20 protein-coding genes and 2 pseudogenes are annotated in these 24,850 nt (G+C 70.4%); 11 read left to right on the top strand and 11 right to left on the bottom strand.

What is annotated here, in order from left to right:
• Positions 1-68: 68 nt before the first annotated feature.
• Complete coding sequence (locus ACFWU6_RS12395) at positions 69-2,729, bottom strand: transglycosylase domain-containing protein (protein WP_383980737.1); 2,661 nt, start codon at positions 2,727-2,729, stop codon at positions 69-71.
• A 274-nt stretch (positions 2,730-3,003) separates the two neighbouring features.
• On the opposite strand from ACFWU6_RS12395, the pseudogene ACFWU6_RS12390 reads away from it, so the two are divergent.
• From ACFWU6_RS12390 to ACFWU6_RS12380, 3 genes and pseudogenes are all read left to right on the top strand, one after another.
• Positions 3,004-3,603, top strand: a pseudogene (locus ACFWU6_RS12390) (helix-turn-helix transcriptional regulator); the annotation flags it as partial.
• Between the two features lie 52 nt (positions 3,604-3,655).
• On the top strand, positions 3,656-4,738 hold the full coding sequence (locus ACFWU6_RS12385) for an inositol-3-phosphate synthase (RefSeq protein ID WP_150518833.1): 1,083 nt from the start codon (positions 3,656-3,658) through the stop codon (positions 4,736-4,738).
• Positions 4,739-4,842: 104 nt separating this feature from the next.
• Complete coding sequence (locus ACFWU6_RS12380) at positions 4,843-6,111, top strand: MFS transporter (RefSeq protein WP_383980735.1); 1,269 nt, start codon at positions 4,843-4,845, stop codon at positions 6,109-6,111.
• Positions 6,112-6,189: 78 nt separating this feature from the next.
• Here ACFWU6_RS12380 and ACFWU6_RS12375 read toward each other — a convergent pair whose 3' ends face one another.
• Positions 6,190-7,632 carry a CCA tRNA nucleotidyltransferase gene (locus tag ACFWU6_RS12375; protein WP_383980733.1) on the bottom strand — a complete coding sequence of 481 codons (1,443 nt, stop codon included), beginning with the start codon at positions 7,630-7,632 and terminating at the stop codon, positions 6,190-6,192.
• Between the two features lie 184 nt (positions 7,633-7,816).
• Between ACFWU6_RS12375 and ACFWU6_RS12370 the strand changes: the two genes are divergently transcribed.
• From ACFWU6_RS12370 to trxA, 7 genes are all read left to right on the top strand, one after another.
• Positions 7,817-10,081, top strand: coding sequence for a DUF6049 family protein (locus ACFWU6_RS12370; RefSeq protein WP_383980731.1), 2,265 nt, complete (start codon positions 7,817-7,819; stop codon positions 10,079-10,081).
• 46 nt (positions 10,082-10,127) lie between these two features.
• Entirely contained in the window at positions 10,128-12,302 is a 2,175-nt protein-coding gene (murJ, locus tag ACFWU6_RS12365; protein WP_383980729.1) for a murein biosynthesis integral membrane protein MurJ, read from the top strand.
• 117 nt (positions 12,303-12,419) lie between these two features.
• A complete protein-coding gene (locus ACFWU6_RS12360) occupies positions 12,420-14,129 on the top strand; it encodes a protein kinase family protein (RefSeq protein ID WP_383980727.1) in 1,710 nt (569 codons plus the stop codon).
• Between the two features lie 101 nt (positions 14,130-14,230).
• Complete coding sequence (sigM, locus tag ACFWU6_RS12355; protein WP_383980725.1) at positions 14,231-14,926, top strand: RNA polymerase sigma factor SigM; 696 nt, start codon at positions 14,231-14,233, stop codon at positions 14,924-14,926.
• Positions 14,923-15,867: a zf-HC2 domain-containing protein gene (locus tag ACFWU6_RS12350; protein WP_383980723.1), complete on the top strand. Its 945-nt coding sequence runs from the start codon at positions 14,923-14,925 to the stop codon at positions 15,865-15,867. Before sigM ends, ACFWU6_RS12350 begins: the two co-directional genes overlap by 4 nt.
• Positions 15,868-15,991: 124 nt before the next feature.
• Positions 15,992-16,951 carry a thioredoxin-disulfide reductase gene (trxB, locus tag ACFWU6_RS12345; protein ID WP_383800749.1) on the top strand — a complete coding sequence of 320 codons (960 nt, stop codon included), beginning with the start codon at positions 15,992-15,994 and terminating at the stop codon, positions 16,949-16,951.
• A gap of 50 nt (positions 16,952-17,001) precedes the next feature.
• Positions 17,002-17,343, top strand: a complete 342-nt coding sequence (trxA, locus tag ACFWU6_RS12340) for a thioredoxin (protein WP_383800752.1) — start codon at positions 17,002-17,004, stop codon at positions 17,341-17,343.
• Between the two features lie 84 nt (positions 17,344-17,427).
• On the opposite strand, the gene ACFWU6_RS12335 is transcribed toward trxA, so the two are convergent.
• From ACFWU6_RS12335 to rpmH, 9 genes are all read right to left on the bottom strand, one after another.
• Positions 17,428-18,045: a GNAT family N-acetyltransferase gene (locus ACFWU6_RS12335; protein WP_383980721.1), complete on the bottom strand. Its 618-nt coding sequence runs from the start codon at positions 18,043-18,045 to the stop codon at positions 17,428-17,430.
• A gap of 117 nt (positions 18,046-18,162) precedes the next feature.
• Positions 18,163-19,263, bottom strand: coding sequence for a ParB/RepB/Spo0J family partition protein (locus tag ACFWU6_RS12330; RefSeq protein ID WP_383980719.1), 1,101 nt, complete (start codon positions 19,261-19,263; stop codon positions 18,163-18,165).
• Complete coding sequence (locus ACFWU6_RS12325) at positions 19,260-20,348, bottom strand: ParA family protein (RefSeq protein ID WP_383800761.1); 1,089 nt, start codon at positions 20,346-20,348, stop codon at positions 19,260-19,262. Before ACFWU6_RS12325 ends, ACFWU6_RS12330 begins: the two co-directional genes overlap by 4 nt.
• Positions 20,349-20,609: 261 nt before the next feature.
• Positions 20,610-21,326 (bottom strand): 16S rRNA (guanine(527)-N(7))-methyltransferase RsmG, encoded by a 717-nt coding sequence (gene rsmG / locus ACFWU6_RS12320; protein WP_383980717.1) that lies wholly within the window; start codon positions 21,324-21,326, stop codon positions 20,610-20,612.
• 129 nt (positions 21,327-21,455) lie between these two features.
• Positions 21,456-21,968 (bottom strand): protein jag, encoded by a 513-nt coding sequence (locus ACFWU6_RS12315; protein ID WP_383980715.1) that lies wholly within the window; start codon positions 21,966-21,968, stop codon positions 21,456-21,458.
• A 15-nt stretch (positions 21,969-21,983) separates the two neighbouring features.
• Positions 21,984-23,087 carry a membrane protein insertase YidC gene (gene yidC / locus ACFWU6_RS12310; protein ID WP_383980713.1) on the bottom strand — a complete coding sequence of 368 codons (1,104 nt, stop codon included), beginning with the start codon at positions 23,085-23,087 and terminating at the stop codon, positions 21,984-21,986.
• A 3-nt stretch (positions 23,088-23,090) separates the two neighbouring features.
• On the bottom strand, positions 23,091-23,372 hold the full coding sequence (yidD, locus tag ACFWU6_RS12305) for a membrane protein insertion efficiency factor YidD (protein WP_078904056.1): 282 nt from the start codon (positions 23,370-23,372) through the stop codon (positions 23,091-23,093).
• On the bottom strand, positions 23,369-23,743 hold the full coding sequence (rnpA, locus tag ACFWU6_RS12300) for a ribonuclease P protein component (RefSeq protein ID WP_383980711.1): 375 nt from the start codon (positions 23,741-23,743) through the stop codon (positions 23,369-23,371). Before rnpA ends, yidD begins: the two co-directional genes overlap by 4 nt.
• 23 nt (positions 23,744-23,766) lie before the next feature.
• Entirely contained in the window at positions 23,767-23,904 is a 138-nt protein-coding gene (gene rpmH / locus ACFWU6_RS12295; protein WP_008741645.1) for a 50S ribosomal protein L34, read from the bottom strand.
• A 356-nt stretch (positions 23,905-24,260) separates the two neighbouring features.
• Here rpmH and dnaA point away from each other — a divergent pair.
• A pseudogene (gene dnaA, locus ACFWU6_RS12290) lies at positions 24,261-24,842 on the top strand (chromosomal replication initiator protein DnaA); the annotation flags it as partial.
• Between the last annotated feature and the right edge of the window lie 8 nt (positions 24,843-24,850).

Below are 24,850 nucleotides of genomic sequence, written 5' to 3'. Positions count from 1 at the left end.
CCGGACACGGGGGAAGGCCGCCGCACGGTGTGTGCGACGGCCTTCTCCGTGCCCGTCCGGGCCGGTGATCAGCTGCCCGGCTCGCCGGTGGGCCAGCCGCCGGTGACGCCGCCCGGGCGGCCGGGCCTTCCGCTGTTCGACGGGGAGGGGCCCGTGCTGGCGCCGCCGTCGGCGCCGCCGATCATCCCGCCGCCGGTCGTGCCGCCGCCGGTCGTGCCTCCGTTGGCGGCGCCGCCGTTGCCGGCACCGCCGTTTCCGGCGCCGCCGCTGGGCGCGTTCGGGTCGCAGTACAGCTCCCAGTCCCACGGCTTGCAGGACGGCTTCCCGCCCTTCGACGGGGTGGGGGACGGCGACGGCGAGGAGCTGGCCGAGGGGGACGGCGAGGGGGACGAGGACGGGGACGGGGCCGCCGAGGGCGTGGGGGACGGGGCCCCCGCGGAGTCCGCCTCCACGCCGATGTCCTCGGCCTCCGGGAAGTCCTTCGCCGGGGTGCCCTTGAGGGCCTCGCGCATGTACTCGGTCCAGATCACGGCCGGGATGTCACCACCGTGGATGGAGTCGGTGCCGCCGACCCCGTTCATGGAGATGAGCTTCTTGTCCTTGGAGTTCGGATCGGTGCGGAACAGGGTGACCGAGGTGGACAGCTCCGGGGTGTAGCCGACGAACCACGCCGACTTGTTCTGGTCCGTGGTGCCGGTCTTGCCCGCGGCCGGCCGGCCGAGCTTCTTGACCTTGACGCCGGTGCCGTTCTGGACCACGTTCTCCAGGACCTTGGTGACGTTGTCCGCGACGGCGCTGTCCATCGCCCGCTGGTCCTCGGGGGCCTCGAACCCGCTCAGCGTCTGGCCGTCCTTGATGACCTCGGTGACAGAGAAGGGCTCGCGGTGCGTGCCGGAGGCGGCGAAGGTGGCGTAGGAGTCGGCCATGCGGATGGCGCTGGGGGTCGAGGTTCCCAGCGCGAAGGACGCGTTGTCGCCCTTGTCCATCGATTCGTCGAGGATGCCCGTCGACCTGGCCACCTCGCGCACCTTGGTGTGGCCGACGTCGAAGACCAGCTGGGCGAACGGCACGTTGATGGACTTCTCCATCGCCTCGTTGAGGGTGACGTAGCCGAAGGCGGTCGGGCTCTCGTTCTTCTGCCGGAAGGGCTCGCCGTTCTTGTCGAGCAGCGGCCTCCCCTGGCGGTTCTTGATCACGGTGCGGTCGTCGGCCATGTACTTGCTGTCGACCGAGATGCCCTTGCCCTTGGAGTTCTGGGTGCCGTACTGCATCGCCGCGGCCAGGACGTACGGCTTCCAGGTCGAGCCGACCGGGACACCGCTGGTGTTGGCGTTGTTGCTGAAGTACTTCTTGTCCCAGCCCGGGCCGCCGTAGAGGGCCACGATCGCGCCGGTCTTCACGTCGACGGAGGCGGCGCCGAACTGTACGAAGGTGTCCAGCTCGGGGCGCTTCTTCTCGTCGAGGAAGTCGTCGCGGGTGTCCTCCACGGCCTTGGTCAGGGCGTCCACCTTGGGCTTCTGGAAGGTGGTCTTGATCCGGTAGCCGCCCAGGGCCATCTGCTCCGCGGTGATGTCCTTGGTCTTCATCACGTACTGCTTGGCGGTCTCGACCAGGTATCCGATCTGGCCGTTCATGCCGCGGGCCTGGGCGGACTCGATGCGGGCGGGGAAGTCGGCGTCCTTGTACTTCGACCGCTCCTCCTTGGACATCCGCCCGACCTCGACCTCGCGGTCCAGCACCCAGGACCAGCGCTTGCGGGCCCGCGTCTCGTTGAGCTCGGGGGTGGCCGCGGCGCCGATCCCGCCGTCCGGGTTGTAGAGGTTGGGGCCCTTGAGCACCGAGGCCAGGAAGGCCGACTCGGAGGGGTTGAGGTCCCGGGCGTCCTTGCCGAAGTAGGCGCGGGCCGCGGCCTGGATGCCGTAGGCGTCCCGGCCGTAGTACGCGGTGTTGAGGTAGCCCGCGAGGACCACGTCCTTGTCCTCCGAGATCCCGAGGTTGATCGCGATGAAGAGCTCGGTGACCTTCCGCTTCAGCGTCTGCTCGGAGCCGAGGAAGTTGTTCTTCACGTACTGCTGGGTGATGGTCGAGCCGCCCTGGGTGGAACCGCCCTTGGCCATGTTCCACACGGCGCGGGCGATGCCCATCGGGTCGACGCCCTTGTCCGTCTCGAAGGACTCGTTCTCCGCGGCGATCACGGCGTTCTGCATCGACAGCGGGATCTGGTCGATGCCCACGATCTGCCGGTTCATCGATCCGCCGGTCGCGACCATCTGGGAGCCGTCCGCCCAGAGGAAGACGTTGTTCTGTGCCTCGGCCGCCTTGTTGGGGTCCGGCTTGTTCACCATGGCGATGCCGATGCCGGCCCCCGCCACGATGACCGCGAAGAATCCGAGCACGGTGCCGCCGACGAGCTTCCACGAGGGCAGGAAGCGCTTCCAGCCCTGCTTGTCGGACCGCGGGTAGTTGATGAGGCGCTTGTCCGGGCGGCCCGCGCCCCGACCGGGCGCGCCGGCGCCCCGTCCGCGGCCGGCGGAGCCCCTCTGGGCGGCCCGGCGCGGCTGTGTGCGGCCGCCCTGCGGGGGCGGATCTGCGTACGGGCCGCTGGGCGACGCCGTGGGGACGTCACGTCCGGCCTCGGCGCCGCGGCCCGGGCGCTGCGGGGCGGCCCGGCGGGACGAGGCGCGTCCACCGCCCTGGGGCTGCGGCGGTTTGCGGCGGTGCTCGCTCATCGAACGACTACTCCTCGGGCAGGCGAGTGGCCTGGAAGCGGCAGGTGAATTCCGGTCCCCCCGTTGTCATGGCCCACAGACTACGCACGCTCAAAACCCGTCCAGTGTCGAAGTTCACCCCAAATCAGGCAACTTGCCTCGTACGAATCGGTGATGTGACGCCGGTCACCAGGTCGCCCCTTGCCGCAGGGGATCTACCGTTCTATCGTCTGGATGTATCGAGTCGATACATCAGCTCGGCATAGAGACTCCAGAGTCGGAGGAGGGGCAGGCGATGAGCAGGCGCTCAGGCATCCTCGAATTCGCCGTCCTCGGCCTGCTCCGCGAATCCCCCATGCACGGGTACGAGCTGCGCAAGCGGCTCAACACCTCACTGGGGGTGTTCCGGGCGTTCAGCTACGGGACGCTCTATCCCTGCCTCAAGACGCTGGTCGCCAACGGCTGGTTGATCGAGGAGCCGGGCCACGCTCCGGAAGACGCTCTCGCCGCTTCACTCGCAGGGCGCCGCGCCAAGATCGTCTACCGGTTGACGGCCGCGGGCAAAGAGCACTTCGAGGAGCTGCTCTCGCACACGGGCCCCGACACCTGGGAGGACGAGTCCTTCGCCGCCCGCTTCGCCTTCTTCGGCCAGACCGAACGAGACGTGCGCATGCGGGTACTGGAGGGCCGCCGCAGCCGGCTGGAGGAGCGTCTGGAGAAGATGCGCGCCTCACTCGCCCGCACACGGGAGCGCCTCGACGACTACACGCTCGAGCTGCAACGGCACGGCATGGAGTCGGTGGAGCGCGAAGTGCGCTGGCTGAACGAGCTCATCGAGAGCGAGCGGGCGGGACGGGATCGGAGACGACCCGGTCCGTCCGACGAAACTGCAAAATGAGGCCTGCATCTCGCAGACCTCGTCCGAGAACAAACAGGGAGCAACCGGAATGGGTTCGGTTCGCGTAGCCATCGTCGGCGTAGGCAACTGCGCCGCCTCGCTGGTGCAGGGCGTCGAGTACTACAAGGACGCCGACCCGGCGGCCAAGGTCCCCGGTCTGATGCACGTCCAGTTCGGCGACTACCACGTGCGTGACATCGAGTTCGTCGCCGCGTTCGACGTCGACGCGAAGAAGGTCGGCCTCGACCTCTCGGACGCCATCGGCGCCAGCGAGAACAACACCATCAAGATCTGCGACGTCCCGAACACCGGTGTGACCGTTCAGCGCGGCCACACCCTGGACGGTCTGGGCAAGTACTACCGCATGACGATCGAGGAGTCCGCCGAGACTCCCGTCGACGTGGTCCAGATCCTCAAGGACCGCCAGGTCGACGTCCTGATCTGCTACCTGCCCGTCGGCTCCGAGGCTGCGGCGAAGTTCTACGCCCAGGCCGCCATCGACGCCAAGGTCGCCTTCGTCAACGCCCTCCCGGTCTTCATCGCCGGCACCAAGGAGTGGGCCGACAAGTTCACCGAGGCCGGTGTCCCGATCGTCGGCGACGACATCAAGTCCCAGGTCGGCGCCACCATCACGCACCGCGTGATGGCGAAGCTGTTCGAAGACCGCGGTGTCCGTCTCGAGCGCACCATGCAGCTCAACGTCGGCGGCAACATGGACTTCAAGAACATGCTCGAGCGCGACCGCCTCGAGTCGAAGAAGATTTCCAAGACGCAGGCCGTCACCTCGCAGATCCCCGACCGCGAGCTCGGCGAGAAGAACGTCCACATCGGCCCGTCCGACTACGTCGCGTGGCTCGACGACCGCAAGTGGGCGTACGTCCGCCTCGAAGGCCGCGCCTTCGGCGACGTCCCGCTGAACCTCGAGTACAAGCTCGAGGTGTGGGACTCCCCGAACTCCGCCGGTGTCATCATCGACGCGCTGCGCGCTGCGAAGATCGCCAAGGACCGCGGGATCGGCGGCCCGATCCTGTCGGCGTCCAGCTACTTCATGAAGTCCCCGCCGGTGCAGTACTTCGACGACGAGGCCTACGCCAACGTCGAGAAGTTCATCAAGGGCGAGGTCGAGCGCTAGTCGGCCCCAAGGGTCCTCAGGACACCTGGACTTCGGCTGTTCTTCCGCGGAGGGTCCCCGGGCCATGTGCCCGGGGACCCTCCGCGTGTGTGACGCTTTCCCTCATGCCTGTCGTACGTGATCTGCGCGTACTCCTGCGCCTGAGGGACTTCCGCAACCTGCTCGCCGTACGGCTGTTCTCCCAGGCGGCCGACGGCGTCTACCAGGTCGCTCTCGCCACCTACGTGGTCTTCTCCCCGGAGAAGCAGACCTCGGCGGCCGCCATCGCCTCGGCCATGGCGGTGCTGCTGCTGCCCTACTCCCTCGTGGGCCCCTTCGCGGGAGTGCTGCTCGACCGCTGGCGCCGCCGCCAGGTCTTCCTCTACGGCAACCTGCTGCGGACCCTGCTCGCCTGCGTCACCGGGATGCTGATCGTCGCGCACGCGCCCGAATGGCTCTTCTACGCCTCGGCGCTGTCCGTGACCGCCGTCAACCGCTTCGTCCTGGCCGGTCTCGCCGCGTCGCTGCCCCACGTCGTGGAACCCGGCCGGCTGGTCACCGCGAACGCCCTCTCACCCACCGCCGGCACGCTCGCGGCGGTCGCCGGCGGGGGACTGGCCGTCCTGGTGCGCGTGCTGGCATCCGACTCGGACGCCCTCGTCGTACTGCTGGGCGCGGGCCTCTACCTGTGCGCGGCCCTCGTCTCCCTGCGCCTGGCCATCGGCCTGCTCGGACCCGACCACCCACCCGGCCGGCGCCACCCGTCGGTCGCCGAGGGAATCCTGCTCACCGTGCGGGGGATGACCGAGGGCCTGCGGCACCTGGCCGCACGGCGCGAGGCGGCCAGGGCCCTCACCGCCATGACCCTGATGCGGTTCTGCTACGGGGCCCTCTTCGTGATGCTGCTCATGCTGTGCCGCTACTCCTGGTCGGCGGACGAGGCCGAGGGGCTGGCCCTCCTGGGCATCGCGGTCGGCGTCTCCGGCGCCGGATTCTTCGCCGCGGCCGTCATCACCCCCTGGCTGGTGGGCCGGCTGGGCACGCTGGGCACGATCACCGTCTGCGCCCTCGGCGCCGCGGTCCTGGTTCCGGCCCTCGGCCTGTTCTTCACACCCGGACCGATGCTGATCGCCGCATTCGTGCTCGGCCTCGCCACCCAGGGTGCCAAGATCTCCACCGACACCGTCGTGCAGTCACGGGTGGACGACGACTACCGCGGCCGGGTCTTCGCCGTCTACGACGTGCTGTTCAACATCGCCTTCGTCGCAGCGGCGGCGGTGGCCTCGCTCATACTCCCCGCCGACGGGCGCTCCGTGCCCCTGGTCCTCGGCGTCGCCGCCCTCTACGCCGCGACCGCGGCCCTGCTGGAGCGGCAGGGGCGACGTTTCACGTGAAACACCGCGCCCACCGGTCCGGCGCACCCGGTTCCGCGTGGGTGTTTCACGTGAAACACCCACGCCGTCCCGCCCTACTCAGGACTGCGCGGCCCACCACTGCCTGAGCGCGGCGACAGCGGCGTCCGGCTCCATCGGACCGTTCTCCAGCCGCAGCTCCAGCAGGAAGGCGTATGCCTTGCCGATGACCGGTCCGGGGCCGACGTCCAGCACCCGCATGATCTCGTTGCCGTCCAGATCGGGCCGGATCGCGTCCAGCTCCTCCCGCTCCTGCAACTGCGCGATGCGCTCCTCCAGGCCGTCGTAGGTCCGGGAGAGGGCATTGGCCTTGCGCTTGTTGCGCGTGGTGCAGTCCGACCGGGTCAGCTTGTGCAGCCGCTCCAGCAGCGGGCCCGCGTCGCGGACGTAGCGCCGCACCGCGGAGTCGGTCCATTCGCCGTCCCCGTAGCCGTGGAAGCGCAGGTGCAGCTCCACCAGCCGGGACACGTCCTTGATCATCTCGTTCGAGTACTTCAGCGCGGTCAGGCGCTTCTTGGTCATCTTCGCGCCGACCACCTCGTGGTGGTGGAAGGAGACCCGGCCGTCGCTCTCGAACCGGCGCGTGCGGGGCTTGCCGATGTCGTGCAGCAGGGCGGCGAGCCGCAGCACCAGGTCGGGGCCGTCCTCCTCCAGGGCGATCGCCTGCTCCAGCACGATCAGGGAGTGGTCGTAGACGTCCTTGTGCCGGTGGTGTTCGTCACGCTCCAGACGCAGCGCCGGCAGCTCCGGGAGCACCCGGTCCGCAAGACCCGTGTCCACGAGCAGGCCCAGACCCTTGCGCGGGTGGGCGGACAGGATCAGCTTGTTCAGCTCGCCCTGCACCCGCTCCGCCGAGACGATCTCGATCCGGTCGGACATGGCCTTCATCGCCGTCACGACCTCCGGGGCGACCTCGAAGTCGAGCTGCGCCGCGAAGCGGGCCGCGCGGAGCATGCGCAGCGGGTCGTCCGAGAAGGAGTCCTCGGGGGTACCGGGCGTGCGGAGCACCCCCGCGGCCAGGTCCTCCAGGCCGCCGTGCGGGTCGATGAACCGCTGCTCCGGAAGGGCCAGGGCCATGGCGTTGACCGTGAAGTCGCGCCGGACCAGGTCCTCCTCGATGGAGTCGCCGTAGGAGACCTCGGGCTTGCGGGACGTGCGGTCGTAGGCCTCCGAGCGGTAGGTGGTCACCTCGATCTGGAAACCGTCCCGCTGCGCGCCGACGGTGCCGAAGGCGATGCCGACGTCCCACACGGAGTCCGCCCACGGCCGGACGATCTTGAGTACGTCCTCGGGGCGGGCGTCGGTGGTGAAGTCGAGATCGTTGCCGAGACGCTCCAGCAGGGCGTCGCGGACGGACCCGCCGACCAGGGCGAGGCGGAATCCCGCCTTCTGGAACCGGCGGCCGAGCTCGTCGGCGACAGGGGCGATCCGCAGCAGTTCGCTCACCGCGCGGCGCTGCACCTGACTCAGGGCACTGGGGCTGTCTTCGTTGGCATTCGGCACAACAGAAAAGGGTACGTGCCCGGCCCGGCGCGGGCTTCCGCGTTTTACGGCCCCCGGTACACGGCCGTCCCGGGGCGGAGCCGATCATGTGGAGCAAGGCGCGGCACTCGCGCACAGCGGGCCTCGTTACCATGCGTGGACGCAAAGACGACGACCACTGACACTTCGAGGGACGGGCTAGCGCGTGGCCGAGGCGGCAGACATCCAGGGGGCGTCGCCCGCCCCTGTCCGGCGCCGCTGGCTGCGACGCGCGGTGATCCTGATCGCCGGGACCCCCGTACTCGCCGGCCTGGTCTACTCCCCCGCACCCGAGGCCCAGGCCGCCCCCGCCTCCCCCGTCGACGTCCAGCTGACGTCGCTGGCGCCGGCCGCCCCGGTCAAGGGGGACACCCTCACCATCTCCGGCACCGTGGTCAACACGGGTGCCGACACGGTCAAGGACGCCCATGTGGGACTGCGGGTCGGACCCGCGCTGACGGACCGGGCCTCCATCGACGAGGCCGCGGACCGCAGCGGCTTCCGGGCCGGCACGGACCCGGGCGAGATCGACGCGGCCCACGCCGTGAAGATCCCGCCGCTGCCCGCGAGGGCGTCCCGGGAGTTCACCCTCACGGTTCCGGTGGACAAGCTGGAGCTGGACAAGGACGGCGTCTACCAGCTCGGCGTCTCCCTGTCGGGGGCGACCGACAGCAGGCCCTCCGAGCAGGTCCTGGGCATCGAGCGGACCTTCCTGCCCTGGCAGCCGGAGGCCGCCGCCAAGCGGTCCCAGCTGACCTTCGTGTGGCCGCTGATCTCCCACACCCGGGTGAGCGCGGAGACGGGCTCGGACGAGCTGCAGACCCCGGTCTTCCTCGACGACTCCCTCGCCGAGGAGCTGAAGCCCGGAGGCCGTCTGGGCCAGATGGTCTCCCTCGGCAAGGACCTGCCCGTCACCTGGGTCATCGACCCCGACCTGCTCTCCACGGTCGACGCGATGACCAAGGGCTACCGGGTCCGGGGACCCGACGGCAAGCCCGTCGAGGGCAGGAACAAGGCCGTCGCCGAGCAGTGGCTGAACTCGCTGGAGGCCGCCGTCCAGGGCAAGAAGGTCGTCGCCCTGCCCTTCGCCGACCCCGACATCGCCTCCCTCGCCCACCAGGGCAAGGACGTCTCCGGCTCCCTGGGGCAGCTGCGGCCGGCCACCGACAAGGCCAAGCAGGCCGTCGAGACGGTCCTGCACGTCCCGGCCTCCACCGACTTCTCCTGGCCGGTGGACGGGGCGATCGACCCGTCGATCGTGAACGTCGCCACCTCGGCCGGCGCCCACAACATCCTCACCAGCAGCGACAGCCTCCCGGAAACCGGTGCCCTGGGCTACACCCCGTCGGCGGCCCGGCCCATCGGCGCGGGCACCACGGCGGTCGTGGCGGACTCCCAGCTCTCCGACGCCTTCGAGGGCGACATGCTGAACGCCGAGAGCTCCACCCTCGCCGTGCAGCAGTTCCTCGCCCAGAGCCTGGCGCTCAACCTGCAGAAGACCGACGAGCAGCGCAGCTTCGTGGTCGCCCCGCAGCGGATGCCCTCCACCAGCCAGGCGAACTCAATGGCCACCGCCCTACGGAGCCTGCAGGCGGGACGCTGGACCCAGCCCGGCGACCTCGAAGCCGCGGCCGCCGCCAAGCCCGACCCCGGCGCCGCCACCCAGGTACCGGGTGCGGGCCAGTACCCGGAGGCCCTGCGCAAGCAGGAGCTGCCCGTCTCGGCCTTCGAGAAGATCCGCACCACCCAGAACACCCTCGACCACTTCAAGGTGATCCTCGCCGCACCCGACCGCGTGGAGATCCCCTTCGGCAACACCACCAACCGGGAGATGTCCACCTCCTGGCGCGGCCGGCCCGACGAGGCGCGGCTCTACCGGGACCAGGTGCAGGAGTACCTGATCGGCCTGACCGAGAAGGTCAAGGTCATCCCCAAGTCCGACGCGACCCTGTCCGGTCACAGCGCCACGATCCCCGTCAGCGTGCAGAACAGCCTGGTCCAGGACGTCCACAACCTCGTGCTGCGGGTGAAGTCGGCCAACCCGACCCGCCTAATGTTCGGGGACGGCGGCCAGGCCGAGCAGGAGGTCACCGTCCAGGGCGGGCACAGCCAGACCGTGAAGTTCACCGCCAACGCCACCGCGAGCGGTCCGGTCGAGGTCTCCGCGCAGCTCTTCACCAAGGACGGCGTCCCCTACGGCAAGGAGCGGACGTTCACCGTCGAGGCCACCGAGATCACCCCCACCGTGATGCTCGTCATCGCGGGCGGAGTGCTCCTCCTCGTCCTCGCGGGCATCAAGATGTACGCGAGCCGCAAGCGCGTGGCGGCTCGCGCGGCCGCCGGGGAGAGCACGCAGCCGAGTGACGAGTCCCCGGACACCGGACCGCAAAGCACCGGCGCGTCCGGCGCGGGTGAGACAGTGGACCGTTGAGCGACGCCGTGGCCGGTCGGCCTGGGGACGATGAGGTGGGGTTTCGATGAACGCGCCGTACGAAGGCGACCGCGCGCAGGGCACTGGCGGGTCCGCGCCCGGCCAGGGCACTGCACCGGGCACCCCGGTGCCCGGGCAGGTTCCCGCGCCCGCACCCGCGCCGGACCGCGACCCGTATGTCCAGGACGCCTACGACTACGACCCGTACCGGTCGCAGGACCTGTCGGCCCAGGACCCCGTCGCCGAGGTCCTGTACGACCGGGCCTCGCACCCCCCGCCGCCTCCCGGCACCTACCAGGAGCCGGGCCCCCTGTACGCGGCCCCGTCCGCGCCCGCCTACGCCCCCGACCCGCGCGTCTGGGCCCAGACGCCGCCGCCCGAGCCGGACGGTCCCTCCCGCCACATGCCGTACGGCGACCGCGCCAGCACCACCCAGTTCGTCGGGGTGGACTCCCTGGTGACCGGGGCCGCCGACCAGCAGCCCGAACCGGACGCCTTCGCGCACCTCTACCGGGACCAGGAGGCGGCTCCCCGCACGCCCGTCGTGGAGCCCCCCGCGGCCGCCCCGGCGCCGGCCAAGCCCGCGGGCCGCGCCTCCAGCCTGCTCAAGTCCAGCGCGCTGATGGCCGCCGGCACGATCGTCTCCCGCATCACCGGATTCCTGAGGACCCTGGTCATCGCCGGCGCCATCGGCGTCGGCACCTTCAACGACACGTACCAGATCGCCAACACCCTGCCCACGATGATCTACGTGCTGGTCGGCGGCGGCGCCCTCAACGCCGTCTTCATCCCGCAGCTGGTCCGGGCCATGAAGAACGACAGCGACGGCGGCCAGGCCTACGCCAACCGGCTGCTGACCCTCGTGGTGGTCCTGCTCGCCGCCATCACCACCGTCTGCGTGATCGCCGCACCGGTGTTCATCACGATGATGTCGCCGAAGATCGCTTCGAATCCGCAGCAGATGGACGTCGCGGTCGCCTTCGCCCGCTACTGCCTGCCCACGATGTTCTTCATGGGCGTGCACGTGGTCCTCGGTCAGATCCTCAACGCCCGCGGCCGCTTCGGCGCCATGATGTGGACCCCGGTCCTCAACAACATCGTCGTCATCGCCACCTTCGGTGCCTTCATCTGGGCGTTCGGCGGCTTCACCACCTCCGGTGTCAACGCCACCACCGTCACCTCCGACGGCGTCCGCCTGCTGGGCCTGGGCACCCTGCTGGGGCTCACCGTCCAGGCCCTGGCGATGCTGCCCTACCTGCGCGAGGCCGGGTTCACGCCCCGTCTGCGCTTCGACTGGAAGGGCCACGGGCTCGGAAAGGCCGCCCGCCTGGCCAAGTGGACGTTCTTCTTCGTCCTCGCCAACCAGATCGGCCTCGTCGTCGTGACCCAGCTCGCCACGTGGGCCGGCTCCGTCGCCGAGCAGCAGGGCCACCCGGGTACCGGCATCACCGCCTACAACTACGCGCTGCTGCTCTGGCAGATGCCGCAGGCGATCATCACGGTCTCCGTCATGACGGCCGTACTGCCCCGCATCTCCCGCTCCGCCCACGACGGGGACGCCGCCGCGGTCCGCGACGACATCTCCTACGGGCTGCGCACCTCGGCCGTCGCGATCGTGCCCTGCGCCTTCGCGTTCCTCGCGCTCGGCGTCCCCATGGCCACCCTGCTCTACGCCGGGTCGGGTGCCGGCGCCCAGAACATCGGCTACGTCCTGATGGCCTTCGGCCTCGGGCTGATCCCGTACTCCGTCCAGTACGTCGTCCTGCGCGGCTTCTACGCCTACGAGGACACCCGGACGCCCTTCTACAACACCGTCATCGTCGCCGCCGTCAACGCGACGGTCTCGGCCGCCTCCTTCTTCGTGCTCCCGGCCCGCTGGGCGGTCGTCGGCATGGCCGGCGCCTACGGCCTCGGGTACGCCGTCGGCGTCGGTGTCGCCTGGCGCCGCCTGCGCACCCGGCTCGGCGGAGACCTGGACGGCGCGCACGTGATGCGCACCTACGCCCGCCTCACGGGCGCGTGCGTCCCCGCGGCCGCCGTGGGAGGCGCCGCCGCCTACGGTGTCACCCAGTGGCTCGGCAGCGGAGTCACCGGCTCCGCCGCCGCCCTGGTGGCCGGCGGAATCGCCCTCGCGGCCGTGTTCCTCATCGCCGCCAAGCGGATGCGGATCGAAGAGCTCAACGCGATGGTCGGGATGGTCCGCGGACGTTTGGGGCGCTGATGCGCACAACCGTCGGGCCCCATCGCGTGTCGTGCATAGCGTCGGACTGTGGGCACAATTGGCATGGCTTCGCAGACTGGCCTACAGCGCGCAACGGATGGGGAGGCGGGACCGACGGTGGCGGAACGTAGTACGGCTGCCGTCGACGTGGCCGACAACAGCGGCGACGAGCCGCTGGCCGCAGCAGCGGCCAAGGCCACGGCCGACGGGGTGGACACGCAGAACGGACGAACCGCGGACGGACCTGTGCCCGACAAGGACGGCGACCGGAGCCCGGCGGCCCCCGCGACCGCGCCCGAACTCCACAGCGGCCACAAGCTCGCCAGACGCTACCGCCTCGAGGAGTGCGTCACCCGTGTGGACGGCTTCAGCAGCTGGCGTGCGATGGACGAGAAGCTGCGCCGGGCCGTGGGTGTCCACCTGCTGCCCGCCGACCACCCGCGGGCCCGTTCCGTCCTGGCCGCCGCCCGCTCCTCGGCCCTCCTCGGCGACCCCCGCTTCGTCCAGGTCCTCGACGCCGTGGAGGAGAACGACCTCGTCTACGTCGTCCACGAGTGGCTGCCCGACGCCACCGAGCTCACCGCGCTCCTCGCCGCCGGTCCGCTGGAGGCCCACGAGGCCTACCAGCTCGTCAGCCAGGTCTCGCAGGCGATGGCCGCCGCACACCGCGAAGGCCTCGCCCACCTGCGGCTGACGCCCAGCGCCATACTGCGCACCTCCTCGGGCCAGTACCGGATCCGCGGCCTCGCCGTGAACGCCGCCCTGCGCGGCATCACCAGCGATACCCCGCAGCAGGCCGACACCGAGGCCATCGGCGCGCTCCTGTACGCCGCCCTCACCCAGCGCTGGCCGTACGAGAGCGATGCCTACGGCCTCACCGGCCTGCCCAAGGGGGTGGGCCTGATCGCCCCCGACCAAGTGCGCGCCGGGGTGCACCGCGGGCTGGGTGAGCTCGCCATGCGCGCGCTCGCCAACGACGGGGCCACCGCCTCCCGCCAGGAGCCCGCCTGCGCCACCCCGGAGGAGCTGGCCAAGGCCGTCGCCGCGATGCCCCGCATCCGGCCGCCGGAGCCCGCGTTCACGGCGCCCCCGGAGTACCAGCACACCACCTACCAGCAGGGCATCTACGGCCGTCCCACGCCCCCCGGCATGGGTCCCGCCCAGTCGGCCCCGGTCGTCCCCCCGCCGGCCCCGCTGCAGAGCCGCACCGGACGCGCCCTCAAGTGGGGCGTCGCCGCCCTGCTGATCGCCGCCCTCGGCCTGGGCAGCTGGCAGCTCGCGGACACCCTGCTCGACCACGGCAACCAGGGCGACAGCGGCACCAACCAGACGCCGGCCGGCCCCCAGGACGCCCCGAAGAACCCGGCACCGGCCGAACCCCTGAAGATCAAACGGGCCTCCGCCCTCGCGGCCGTGAGCTCGCAGCGCGCCGCAGCGAGCGTCGACGGCAATCCCGACACGGCCTGGTACACCCCCCAGTACTTCAACTACGCGAAGTTCGGAAACCTGCTGGACGACGGCAGCGGCATCATCGTCGACCTCGGCAGCGCCCAGGACGTGACCGGCGTCAACCTCGACCTGTACGCGGCGGGACAGACACTCGAAGTCCGCGCGGCGCCCGCGGAGGCGTCCGCGCCCGACTCCGTCCGCGACTTCGGCCAGGTCATCAGCAAGCTGGACACGGCCGGCCGGAAGTTCGAGACCACGCTCCCCCTCGCGGTCCACACCAGGTACGTCCTCATCCACATCACCGAGCTGCCCTCCGACGGTGAGGGCGGCTACCGGGGCGGGATCAACGAAGTAAAGATCCTCGGCACGCCGTCCTAGGTCCTGTCGTCAAAGTCCCGCCTGGCCCGCGGCGCCCGGCACGGCGGGCCCTCGTCATTCCCCCGACCAGGCCGTAATCTCCCTCCGGGAGGCGAGGTGTGATGCACGACGCGACCACCGGCGACGACAGCGACGCGGAACTGCTGGCCCGGCATGCCGGCGGGGACGCCGAGGCCTTCGGCGAGCTCGTGCGGCGGCACCGCGACCGGCTGTGGGCCGTGGCCCTGCGCACGCTGGGGGACCGCGAGGAGGCGGCCGACGCCGTCCAGGACGCCCTGGTCTCCGCCTATCGGGCGGCCCACACCTTCCGGGGGGAGTCCGCCGTCACCACCTGGCTGCACCGCATCACCGTCAACGCCTGTCTGGACCGCGCCCGCAAGACCGCCTCCCGCCGGACCTCACCCCTCGACGACACGGACCGCCTGGAGCGGCTCCTGGAGCCCCACGAGTCCGCCGAGGCCCCGGCGGAGCGCCAGGACCTGCACCGCGAGCTCCTGGCCGCCCTGCGCACGCTGCCGGCCGAACAGCGGGCCGCGCTCGTCCTCGTCGACATGCAGGGATACCCCGTGGCCGAGGCCGCCCGCATCCTCGACGTCCCCACCGGCACCGTGAAGAGCCGCTGTGCACGCGGCCGGGCCAAACTCGTCCCGCTCCTCACTCATCTGCGCACGAATGCCGGGGATAACACGGTCGCCCAGCGGGGAGGGAACCGGACGCCGGGTCCACCCGTCCCACCCGCGGCAGAACCCAGGCATCCAGACCCAGACGCTGTGAAGGGCGGAGGTGGACGACCGTGAACCGCACGACCGGCACGACCGGCACGATCGGGCACCCGGACGTCTCGGAGATCTCCGACCTGGCCGAAGGCCTGCTCTCCCCCGCCCGTGCCGCCGAGGTGCGCGCCCACCTCGGCGGCTGCGCCCTGTGCGCCGACGTCCGCGCCTCCCTCGACGAGATCCGCGGCCTTCTGGGCACCCTCCCGGGCCCCGCCCGGATGCCCGTGGACATCTCCGGCCGCATCGACGCCGCACTCGCCGCCGAGGCCCTCCTCGACGCCACGCACCCCGCCCGCCCCTCCACGGCCGGCCCCCGGCCCGGTCCGGAGCGCGGTGTTTCACGTGAAACACCCGCCTCCACTCCGGGCGGAGCGGGCGCCGAGCGGCCCTCCGGTCACCCGGCCGGCCCATCCGGGCCCGGCCGCCGTCGCGCCCGACGCCGGATCGCCGTCCTCACGGGCCTGGCCGGAGCCGGCGCCTGTGCCCTCGGGGTCTTCCTGTTCGCCGACTTCTCGGGGCCGCCCGCGCACGACACCACCGCCCGCAGCGATGCCGCGAGCTCCAGCGCGCAGCCGCCGGCCGCGAACGGCGCGTACACCCGGCAGGGCCTCCAGGGCAGCGTCCGGCAGCTCCTGGCCTCCGGGCCGGGCGCGAAGACCGCCCCGGGGGAGCAGAACACCTACGGGCTGGAGAACACCGCTCCGGGCCCCGGGCTCGCTCCCGGCGACGACCGCGCGGCCGCCCGGGTCCCCTCCTGCGTCCAGGACGGCACCGGCCGGACCGAAAGCCCCCTCGCCGCCGAACGCGGCAGCTACCAGGGCGCCGCCGTCTACCTCCTCGTCCTGCCGCATCCGGGCAACGCGACCCGGGTGGACGCCTACGTCGTCGACAGCGCCTGCGCGTCCGCCGCCTCCGGGACCCCCGGAAAGCTCCTGCTCACGAGCACCCACCCGCGGGGCTGACACCCCGGCGCCACCGGGCGAACGGCCGGGGAATGCACGCGCCGTAGGATCGGTTGGGTGGGGTGAGAGTCCGCACCGGCCCCCGGTAGACAGCAGGCAGTCCGCAGAAACGAGGAAGAAACCCGTGAGCGACGTTCGAAACGTGATCATCATCGGCTCCGGGCCGGCCGGTTACACGGCCGCCCTGTACACCGCACGTGCCTCGCTCAAGCCCCTGGTCTTCGAAGGTGCCGTCACCGCCGGCGGCGCCCTGATGAACACCACCGAGGTGGAGAACTTCCCCGGTTTCCAGGACGGCATCATGGGCCCGGACCTCATGGACAACATGCGCGGCCAGGCCGAGCGCTTCGGCGCCGAGCTGGTCCCCGACGACGTGGTGTCCGTGGACCTCACCGGCGAGATCAAGACCGTCACCGACACCGCCGGCACGGTGCACCGCGCCAAGGCCGTGATCGTCACGACCGGCTCCCAGCACCGCAAGCTCGGCCTGCCCAACGAGGACGCCCTCTCCGGCCGCGGCGTCTCCTGGTGTGCCACCTGTGACGGGTTCTTCTTCAAGGACCACGACATCGCCGTCGTCGGCGGGGGTGACACCGCGATCGAGGAAGCGACCTTCCTCTCCCGGTTCGCCAAGTCGGTCACGATCGTCCACCGCCGCGACAGCCTGCGCGCCTCGAAGGCCATGCAGGACCGCGCCTTCGCCGACCCGAAGATCACCTTTGCCTGGGACAGCGAGGTCGCCGAGATCCACGGCGAGCAGAAGCTCTCCGGCCTCACCCTGCGCAACACCAAGACCGGTGAGACCTCCGAGCTGCCCGTGACCGGCCTCTTCATCGCCGTCGGCCACGACCCGCGCACCGAGCTCTTCAAGGACCAGCTGGAGCTCGACGACGAGGGCTACCTCAAGGTCGCCGCCCCGTCCACGCGGACGAACGTCACCGGCGTCTTCGGAGCCGGCGACGTCGTGGACCACACCTACCGTCAGGCCATCACCGCCGCGGGCACCGGATGCTCCGCCGCCCTCGACGCCGAGCGCTTCCTCGCCGTCCTCGCGGATGCCGAGAAGGCCCACGCGACCGTCTGACACTCGCACCCGCCCCCACCCAACACCCCGCAGGAATTAAGGAGGCCGCTGTGGCCGGCACCCTCAAGAACGTGACCGACGCTGACTTCGACGCCGAGGTCCTCAGGAGCGACAAGCCCGTACTGGTGGACTTCTGGGCCGCCTGGTGCGGACCGTGCCGCCAGATCGCGCCGTCCCTCGAGGCCATCGCCGCCGAGTACGGCGACCAGATCGAGATCGTCAAGCTGAACATCGACGAGAACCCGGCCACGGCCGCCAAGTACGGCGTCATGTCCATCCCGACCCTGAACGTCTACCAGGGCGGCGAGGTCGCCAAGACCATCGTCGGCGCCAAGCCGAAGGCGGCCATCCTGCGCGACCTGGCCGACTTCGTCCAGGCCAAGGCCGTCTGAGCCGAGGTCAGGGCCGTCTGACGGCCATGGTGTTCCACGTGAAACGGGGCCGCCCTCCGGGCGGCCCCGTTCTGCGCGTCCGGATCACAGCGGGCGCAGGGCCGGCTCCTTGCGCGCCCCGCCCAGCAGCCGGTCCAAGGCGAGCTCCACGTCCTCCTTCCACGACAACGCGGAGCGCAGCGCCAGCCGCAGCCGTGGATGCACCGGGTGCGGCCGTACCGTCTTGAATCCCACCGCAAGGAGATGGTCGGCCGGGAGCAGACAGGCCGGACCGTCCCACCGGGCGTCTCCGAACGCCTCGATCGCCCGGAATCCCCGCCGCAGCAGGTCTTTCACCACCGTCTGGACCACGACCCGGCCGAGACCCTGGCCCTGGTACTCCGGCAGGATCAATGCCGTGATGAGCTGCACCGCATCCGGGGAGACCGGACTGGTCGGGAACGCGGTGGCCCGCGGCACGTACGCCGGCGGCGCGTACAGCACGAACCCGACCGGCACCTCGTCCACGTAGACCACGCGGCCGCACGATCCCCACTCCAGGAGGACGGCCGAGATCCACGCCTCCTTCTCCTGCTGGGGAGTTCCCGCCTTCACCGCGGCCGCCCCGCTGACCGGGTCCAGCTCCCAGAACACGCAGGACCGGCACCGCAGGGGCAGGTCCGCGAGGTTGTCCAGCGTGAGCGGTACCAGCCGACGACCCATGACCGCATCGTATCGAGTGGCCGTTCCTTCCACGACAGCGCAGCGCCCGCGCCGGGCACGGCGAAGGGGCGGACCGCGCCCGTTCACACCGGCACGCTCCGCCCCTCGCGGCCGGGGTCACTCCCCGGCGGAACCCTGCTCCAGCACCCGGCCCTCGCCCGGCGCCAGTGTTCCCAGAATCCGCTCCAGATCCTCCATCGAGGCGAACTCGACGGTGATCTTTCCCTTCCTCTGGCCCAGATCCACCTTCACCCTGGTCTCGAAGCGGTCCGAGAGGCGCGTCGCCAACTGGCTCAGTGCCGGAGCGACCCGCCCGCCGGCCCGCGGCCCCTTCGGCTTCACCGGGCTGGAGGGATCTGAGGCCATCAGCGTCACGATCTCCTCCACCGCCCGCACCGAGAGGCCCTCGGCCACGATCCGGTGGGCCAGCCGGTCCTGCTGCTCGGAATCGTCCACCGACAGCAGGGCACGTGCGTGTCCCGCCGACAGCACCCCCGCGGCCACCCGGCGCTGGACCGACGGCGACAGCTTCAGCAGTCGCAGCGTGTTGGACACCTGCGGGCGCGAACGCCCGATCCGGTCCGCCAGCTGGTCGTGCGTGCAGTGGAAGTCCTGGAGCAGCTGGTCGTACGCGGCCGCCTCCTCCAGCGGATTCAGCTGCGCCCGGTGCAGGTTCTCCAGCAGGGCGTCCAGCAGCAGCTTCTCGTCGTCCGTCGCCCGGATGATCGCCGGGATGGTCTCCAGACCGGCCTCGCGGCACGCCCTCCAGCGGCGCTCGCCCATGATCAGCTCGTAGCGCCCGGAGGCCGCCGGCCGCACGACCACCGGCTGGAGCAGACCCACCTCCTGGATGGAGGTCACGAGCTCGGCGAGGGCGTCCTCGTCGAACACCTCGCGGGGCTGCCGGGGGTTGGGCGTGATCGCGTCCATCGGAAGCTCCGCGAACGTCGCCCCCGCCACCGCACCGGCCTCCGGAGTGGCCTGCTCCGGCAGCCGCACCACTGCGTCCGCCCCCGATGTTTCACGTGAAACATCCGCCTGGACGAGCGAAGCCAGCTTCGCCGCCGCGATTCCGCGCTCCGACGTCAGCACCGGTACCGCCGACGGTGATGCGGACGGCGAGGCCGAACCGCTGATCACCGGCGGCGTCTTCTCCTGCGGCGCCGCGGGGATCAGCGCACCGAGACCCCGCCCCAGACCCCTACGTCGCTCACTCACTGGATCCCCTCCGCCACACTCTGCGTGCTGTTCATGCCCGCGCCCGGGTGGGCGTGCTGGGCTTCGTACTGCATTCCGACCCCGCGGTAGGCCATCTCGCGCGCCGCCTCCAGGTAGGAGAGCGCGCCGCTGGAACCAGGGTCGTAGGTGAGAACCGTCTGCCCGTAGCTCGGCGCCTCGGAGATGCGCACCGACCGCGGGATGCTCGTGCGCAGCACCTCCTTGCCGAAGTGGGTGCGCACCTCCTCCGCCACCTGCGACGCCAGCCGGGTCCGGCCGTCGTACATCGTCAGCAGGATCGTCGATACGTGCAGCGCGGGATTCAGGTGGGCCCGCACCAGGTCGACGTTGCGCAGCAGCTGTCCCAGTCCCTCCAGCGCGTAGTACTCGCACTGGATCGGGATCAGCACCTCCGCACCCGCCACCATGGCGTTCACCGTCAGCAGCCCCAGTGAAGGCGGGCAGTCGATCAGGATGTAGTCGAGCGGCTGCTCGTACGCCTGGATCGCCCGCTGGAGGCGGCTCTCCCGCGCCACGAGCGACACCAGCTCGATCTCGGCGCCGGCCAGGTCGATGGTGGCGGGAGCACAGAACAGGCCCTCCACGTCCGTCACCGGCTGGACCACCTCCAGCAGCGGCCGGCTGTCGACGAGCACGTCGTAGATCGACGGCACATCGGCGTGGTGGTCGATGCCCAGCGCGGTGGACGCATTGCCCTGCGGGTCGAGGTCGACCACCAGGACACGCGCCCCGTGCAGCGCCAGCGAGGCCGCCAGGTTCACGGTCGTGGTGGTCTTGCCCACGCCGCCCTTCTGGTTGGCGACCACGATGACCCGGGTCTGCTCCGGCCGGGGGAGCCGGTCACCGGTGCGCCCCAGCGCCTCGACCGCCTGCTGGGCGGCCCGGCCGATGGGGGTGTCGTTGTCTACAAGGGGCGGAGGCGATGTTTCACGTGAAACATCCCCGCTCGCCGATTCAGAGCGGGGACCGGGGACCGGGTCGGCCATCGGCCCCGCGAGGTTGGCGTCGGACCGCACGGTGGCACTCTCCTCGACATCGGACTCGCGATGGACAGAGCCTGCCATGTCACCCGGGTCGCGAACCAGCGGGGCCCGTACTCCTGTGGATGAATCCACCGTTGTGGACAACTCCGTCCCCCTCTCGTCCTTGCGGTGGCGGGAGGACGTGGCCGAGCGACCGCGGCTGATGATTCCGTGCAGCAGTGAGGGACGTTTCACGTGAAACACGATGCCCGGACCATGTCTCCCGGCCCCTGCGACACTCCGAAATCCAGCCCTATGCCAACACGGACGAAACACCTCTGCGGATCTTCCGAACCGTCTCCGTCAGCGGCGGCGGCGGACCCGTCCCACCCGGGCAGCCTTGGCACGCTTGGCCGCGAACCTCACCCCACCGGGGCTTTCGCCGACCTCCACCCGCACCACCGTCGACAGCGGATCCACGACGCCCTCACCCACCTGGAGCACCGACGTCTTCACCACACCGAGCTTCGTCAGCGCGGTCTTCGCCGCCACCAGCTCCTCCTCGGCCGTGTCGCCCTTGAGCGCCAGCATCTCCCCGTACGGACGCAGCAGGGGCACGCCCCAGCCGGCCAGCCGGTCCAGCGGAGCAACCGCCCGCGCCGTCACCACGTGCACGGGCTGGAACTTGCCCAGGACCTCCTCGGCCCGCCCCCGCACCACCGTCACGTGGTCCAGGCCGAGCAGCTCCACGGCCTCCTGGAGGAAGTTCGTCCTGCGCAGCAGCGGCTCCAGCAGCGTGATCTTGAGATCGCGGCGCACCAGGGCCAGCGGGATGCCGGGCAGACCCGCGCCCGAGCCCACATCACACACGGTGACGTTCTGGGGCACCACTTCCGACAGCACGGCGCAGTTCAGCAGGTGCCGCTCCCACAGCCGCGGTACCTCGCGCGGCCCGATCAGGCCCCGCTTGACTCCCGCATCGGCCAGCAGCTCCGCGTACCGCACAGCTTCCGGGAAAAACTCACCGAACACCGCGCGCGCCTCTTCGGGCGCCGGGGGAAGCTCAGCTGCCTCCGTCACGGGGACCGTCCTTCCTTACCGCATGGTTCTTGGGAACCACGTCTTCACGATGGGGCGTCGTTCACATGCCAGGCTGACAAACATCGGCCCCGCCTGCGACACAGACGGGGCCGAGCACGCGTACTGCGGTCAGGCGGGGAGCACGACGACGAAGCGCTGCGGCTCCTCGCCCTCGGACTCGCTGCGCAGACCCGCGGCCGCCACCGCGTCGTGGACGACCTTCCGCTCGAACGGGGTCATCGGAGCCAGCTTCAGGGGCTCGCCGGACGCCTTCACGTCCGAGGCCGCCTGGGCGCCAAGGACCGCCAGCTCCTCGCGCTTCTTCGCCCGGAACCCGGCGATGTCCAGCATCAGCCGGCTGCGGTCCCCGGTCTCGCGGAGCACGGCGAGACGGGTCAGCTCCTGCAGGGCCTCCAGGACCTCACCGTCGCGCCCCACGAGCTTGCTCAGGTCACGGCCGGCCAAGTCGCTGACGATCGACACCGCGGCCCGGTCGGCCTCGACGTCCATGTCGATGTCGCCGTCCAGGTCGGCGATGTCCAGCAGACCTTCGAGGTAGTCGGCCGCGATCTCGCCCTCCTGCTCCAGGCGGGTCAGGGTGTCGCCACCCTCAGCGGCGGCGGTGGTGGTGCCTTCCGTCACGGGAGGGGCTCCTTCTTACTTCTTGGATGAGGGCTTGCTGGGCGTCTGGCGCTGCGACTTCGACTGCCGCTTCGGCTGCTGCCGCTTCGCGGCACCACCGCTCGCCGCATCCGACTCCGCCGTGGCTTCGGAACTCTTGATCACGGAGCCGTCCGCCTGGGCCGCCAAGCCCTGCTTCGTCAAAGCCGTGATGAACTTGCGCTCGTTGTCGTTGCGGTCCGGGCCCTTGGCCACGATCGCCGCGACGACCTTCTTCTTGCCCCGGCCCCTGACGTCTCCGTGCGAGCTGATGTGCTTCAGCAGGCGCGTCAGGTACTGGTCCTGCGCCTTGCTGCCCGGCGTCGGGTTCTGGTTGATCACGTACATCTGCTGACCCATGGTCCAGACGTTCGTGGTCAGCCAGTAGACGAGGACACCGACGGGGAAGTTGATGCCCATCACCGCGAAGATCAGCGGGAAGATGTACATCAGCATCTTCTGCTGCTGCATGAACGGCGTCTTGACCGACAGGTCGACGTTCTTCTGCATCAACTGGCGCTGCGTGTAGAACTGCGACAGCGACATCAGGATGATCATGATGGCGGTGACGATGCGCACGTCGGTGATCGAGGCGTCCAGCGCCGCGACCTTCTCCGCACTGTCCGTGAACTTGGCCGCGAGCGGGGCTCCGAAGATGTGCGCCTGGCGGGCGCTCTCCAGCAGCGGCTGGTCGATGACACCGACGGTCTTACCGCTGGCGATGCTCGACAGCACGTGGTAGAGCGCGAAGAAGAACGGGGACTGCGCCAGGATGGGAAGGCACGAGGAGAGCGGGTTGGTACCCGTCTCCTTGTACAGCTTCATCATCTCTTCGGACTGGCGCTGCTTGTCGTTCTTGTAGCGCTCCTGGATCGCCTTCATCTTCGGCTGGAGCGCCTGCATGCCACGCGTCGACTTGATCTGCTTCACGAAGAGCGGGATCAGGCAGATACGGATCAAGATCACCAAGGACACGATGGACAGGCCCCAGGCCCACCCACTGTCCGCACCGAAGGCCGCGCCGTAGATGCTGTGGAATTGGACGATGATCCACGAGACGGGTGTGGTGATAAAGCTGAACAGACCGGCAATCGTGTCCACTAATCAGGCTCCTTGAGCATTGCGAGATCTACGCAACGCACTGCGCAGCTGCTCGTGCCAACGCGGGCGTTTACGGGGTGGGACGTGATCCACACCGCCCGGGGACCACGGATTGCACCGCAGGATCCGCCAGGCGGTCAGGACCGTCCCCTTCACCGCACCATGCCGGTCGATGGCCGCGTACCCGTAGTGCGAGCACGACGGGTAGTAACGGCACACCGGGCCGAGCAGCGGACTGATGGTCCACTGGTACAGCTTGATCAAAGCGAGCAGCGGGTACTTCATCGAGCCACGCCTCCCAGGAGCCGCGTCAGAGCGGCATCCAGGTCCCGGGCCAGTTCCTCGGGGCCGGCGTCACCCGCTCCGGGCAACGCACGTACCACCACCAGGCTACCGGGGGGCAGCTGGGTGAGCCGGTCCCGGATGAGATGGCGCAGACGGCGCTTCACCTTGTTGCGGACGACGGCGATGCCGACGGCCTTGCTGACGACGAAACCCGCACGCGTCGAGGGATCGATCTCCCCCGGCTCGTGCGGGTCCGTTGCACCGCTTGTACGTAGGTGAACGACGAGGAGCGGGCGACCGGCCCGGCGCCCTCGGCGTACCGCGCTCGCGAAGTCCTCGCGCCGCCTCAGCCGATTTTCGGGAGACAGCACGACGTCACGACCTGCGTTGTTGGTTACGCGGAAAGGGCTGCGCGGCCCTTGCCACGGCGGTTCGCCAGGATCGCGCGACCGGCACGGGTACGCATCCGGAGACGGAAGCCGTGGGTCTTGGCACGACGGCGGTTGTTCGGCTGGAAGGTGCGCTTGCTCACTCGGGGGCTCCAGAGAATGAATCGTTGTGGCGGGACATCGCCTGGCTGTCACCGTGCGCCCACGAGGAAACTCGCGTGTACGCCCGAGTGGCACCGCTACATGACCACGATCAGTGATCTTCGCCCATCGGTAGGCAGGCGGCAGCAGCCATCGACAACTCGACCTCGTTACGGTACGCGCGGCTACGCCATCCGGTCAAACCGAGCCGACGGTGCCCCACACTGTGCACAGGCTGTGGACAACGACTTGAACCGTACCCGTCGCCCTGACTACCGTTGTCCGACCCCGGATTTTTTGTCCCGACCGTCCCAAAGAACCACACATTCGTGGGACCCCCTGTGAGAGAGCGTGCTCTGTGGCTGACGTACCTGCCGATCTTGCCGCAGTGTGGCCAAGGGTGCTCGAAAAGCTCCTCGGGGAGGGACAGCCGGGCATCGAGCCCAAGGACAAGCAGTGGGTGGAGCGCTGCCAGCCCCTCGCGCTCGTCGCCGACACCGCGCTGCTGGCCGTCCCCAACGAGTGGGGGAAGCGGGTCCTCGAGGGCCGGCTCGCCCCGCTGATCAGTGATGCGCTCAGCCGGGAGTGCGGCCGCCCCATCCGGATCGCCATCACCGTGGACGACTCCGCCGGCGAGCCCTCGCACCCGGCCCCGCCCGCCCAGCAGCGCGACGCGTACGAGCCCTACGGCGGCCAGCGCCCCGGCGGCGGCCCCTCCGACGACCAGCTCCCCACGGCCCGCCCCGCCTACCCGGACTACCAGCAGCCGCGCCCCGAGCCCGGCTCCTGGCCCCGGGGCGGCCAGCAGGACGACTACGGCTGGCAGCAGCCCCGCCTCGGGGGCTTTCCCGAGCGCGACCCGTACGCCTCCCCGCAGCCGGGCTACCTCCAGCAGCCGGAGCCGTCCGGGTACGACCAGGGCTCCTACGAGCAGCAGAAGTACGAGCA

It is taken from the genome of Streptomyces sp. NPDC058674 (assembly GCF_042716505.1).
Classification (GTDB): Bacteria; Actinomycetota; Actinomycetes; order Streptomycetales; family Streptomycetaceae; genus Streptomyces.
The sequence above is the reverse complement of the archived record's forward strand: the minus strand, read 5'-3'. Positions and strand labels throughout refer to the sequence as shown.